The organism is Pantoea sp. Pa-EAmG, assembly GCF_030024295.1.
GTDB classification, from domain to species: Bacteria; Pseudomonadota; Gammaproteobacteria; order Enterobacterales; family Enterobacteriaceae; genus Pantoea; species Pantoea dispersa.
Window position 1 is genome coordinate 1 of record NZ_JASEWO010000328.1, and the last position, 2,105, is coordinate 2,105.

Genomic DNA, 2,105 nt, shown 5'->3' on the forward strand with positions numbered 1-2,105 from the left:
GGGTTATAAATTGATTTTCATCTAATCAAATGTCAATTAAATTAGATGGCGTCTAATGAATTGGCGTTTTGGATGATTTCCTGCGCAATTAACGGTGCACAGAATCATAATAAAGGGATGTAAAAACAAACGCCCTGCTCACACGACGTGCGGGCAGGGCGATAAGTAAACGCGATAAGAGAAGGTTTAGAACAGGTCGATATCGGCCACTGAAGGGTAAATCCAGTCAGGGCGGAAAGGCATCGCATCAATGTCACTCAGCGTCGAAACCCCGGAGAGCACCAGAATGGTTTCCAGGCCCGCCTGGAATCCGGCCAGAATATCGGTGCGCAGGTTATCGCCGACAATCACCGTCTCTTCCGAGTGGGCATGCATCTTATTTAGCGCAGCACGCATGATATACGGGCTCGGCTTACCGACGTAAAACGGTTTGCGACCGGAGATGGTTTCGATACCGGCGCAGAGTGCACCGCAGGCTGGCACAAAACCGCGTGCGTGGGTATCCGGGTTGGTGGCGATAAAGCGTGCGCCATTAGCCACAAAGAAAGCCGCTTTATGCATCATTTCCCAGTTAAAGGAGCGCGTCTCCCCAACAATCACAAAATCGGGATTCACATCGGTGATGGTAAATCCGGCTTTATACAGTTCGTGAATCAGCGCGCCTTCGCCAATCACGTAGGCTTTTTTGCCTTCCTGACGACGCAGGAAATCGGCGGTCGCCATCGCCGAGGTATAGAACACTGAATCCGGTACCTCGACACCCGCATTGGCAAAACGGTTTGCCAGATCCTGAGCGGTTTGCGACGGATAGTTGGTCAGCACCACCAGCGGCATCTCTTTTTCAAGGATGCGCTGCAGAAACTCATTCGCGCCTTTCACGGCGGTATTGTCGTGCATCAACACGCCGTCGATGTCACAGATTACGCTTTTGATGGTCATATTGGCTTCCGGTCGGGCCCGCCAGACGGCAGGCTTCAATTATTCTTCCAGCAGATGCTGCAGCAAAATACCATTCAGCATCGCACGTTTCGCCAGGGCAAAGGCGCCAATAGCGGAACGATGATCCAGTTCGGAACGCACCACCGGCAGGTTTTTGCGGAAGGCATTCAGCGCCTGGGTATTAATGCAGCCTTCAATCGCCGGGAACAGCACTTTGTCTGCGTCGGTGATTTCCCCCGCCAATACCACCTTTTGTGGGTTGAACAGGTTAATGGCAATCGCAATCGCTTTCCCGAGATAACGCCCTACATACTCAATCACTTCGCAGGCCAGCGCATCGCCCTGGTTGGCGGCACGGCAAATTTGCGGCATCAGGCAGTTATCCAGCGTCAGCGTGCTGGGATAGCCCTGGTTGAGCAAATGGCGCACGCGATTTTCAATCGCGCCATTGGCGGCAATCGTTTCCAGACAGCCAAAGTTGCCGCAGTGGCAGCGCTCACCCAATGGATCGACCTGGATGTGGCCAATTTCGCCCACGTTGCCGTTGCTGCCGAGGAAAATATGGCCGTTAGCGATGATGCCCGCGCCGGTACCGCGATGTAAACGCACCAGAATGGAGTCTGCACAGTCACGACTTGCACCGAAATAGTGCTCCGCCAGCGCCAGACTACGGATATCGTGACCGACAAAGCTGGTGACGTTAAAGCGTTTCTGCAAGCTGGATACCAGCGGCCAGTGGCTGACAGCGATGTGCGGCATATAGCGAATAATGCCGTTAATCGGGTCCACCAAGCCTGGCAGAATCACCGCGATCGCGATTAATTCATGAATCTTGCGTTGATGCGCCGCCATAAATGCCGTGATGGCATTGAACAGCGCATTCTCCAGCGTTTCCTGGGTGCGCTCAGGCAGGGGATAATCTTCCTGCGCCAGCGATTTTCCGCTCAGATCGAATAATGTCAGCGTGGCATCATTGCGTCCTAAGCGAACGCCGATGGTATGAAAATGGCGAGTTTCGGTAATGATGGAAATGGCGCGGCGACCACCGGTAGAGGCTTGTTGCTCTACCTCTTTGATCAGGCCGCGCTCAATAAGCTGGCGGGTAATTTTCGTGACGCTGGCGGGCGCAAGCTGGCTGAGATCGGCAATCTGTATACGCGATATCG

At 53.7% G+C, this 2,105-nt stretch carries 2 protein-coding genes; both read right to left on the reverse strand.

What is annotated here, in order from left to right; genetic code table 11:
* Positions 1 to 186: 186 nt before the first annotated feature.
* Entirely contained in the window at positions 187 to 939 is a 753-nt protein-coding gene (locus tag QMM04_RS22310) for an HAD-IIA family hydrolase (protein WP_034829095.1), read from the reverse strand.
* A 39-nt stretch (positions 940 to 978) separates the two neighbouring features.
* A partial coding sequence (locus QMM04_RS22315; RefSeq protein WP_349253952.1) for an N-acetylglucosamine repressor occupies positions 979 to 2,105 on the reverse strand: 1,127 nt, incomplete at its 5' end.